At 36.9% G+C, this 639-nt stretch carries 1 protein-coding gene; it reads left to right on the top strand.

Going from position 1 to position 639, the window contains the following annotated elements:
• Positions 1–73: 73 nt before the first annotated feature.
• On the top strand, positions 74–639 hold a 566-nt coding region (locus QXJ75_03425; protein MEM3737123.1), incomplete at its 3' end, for an ATP-binding cassette domain-containing protein.

Genomic DNA, 639 nt, shown 5'->3' with positions numbered 1-639 from the left:
CCTTGGATTGAAAATTCCGTCACGTTCAAGTCTAGACAATATTTAAATAATTTACATTTTAAATGAGAGGTTTGTGGGAAACTTAATACTCAAAGTTGAGAACTTGACAAAAAAATTTGGAGAGCTTGAAGCATTATACAATGTAAGCTTCGAGGTAAAAATTCAAGAGTGTTTAGGTATTATCGGCCCAAATGGCGCCGGAAAAACAACGCTGTTCAACGTTATATCCGGGTTTATGAAACCGACTTTTGGAAACATAGAATTTGATGGCAAGAGCATCGTAGGAAATAAACCTCACGAGTTAGTTAGATTAGGTCTGAGTAGAACTTTTCAAGTCGTCAGAGTTTTTAAAAATCTAACAGTACTCGAAAATGTCTCTACTGTAACTGAGAACGGAGAAGAACTTCTAAAAGAACTGGGACTTTTTGAAAAGCAGGATTACATGGCAAAAGATCTCCCTCAAGGGGATTTAAGGAGATTAAATATCGGCATGGCTCTAGCGACGAATCCTAAATTGCTATTACTGGATGAGCCTTTTTCAGGGTTAAGCCCAAAGGAAGGCGCAGAATTTGGTACAATTATTGAAAAGCTTAAAACGAAAAAGATAACGATGATTCTTATCGAGCATAAACTCCGAGA

Source organism: Candidatus Bathyarchaeia archaeon, assembly GCA_038883335.1.
GTDB lineage: Archaea > Thermoproteota > Bathyarchaeia > Hecatellales > Hecatellaceae > JAVZMI01.
This window is presented reverse-complemented; position numbering and strand designations above follow the sequence as displayed.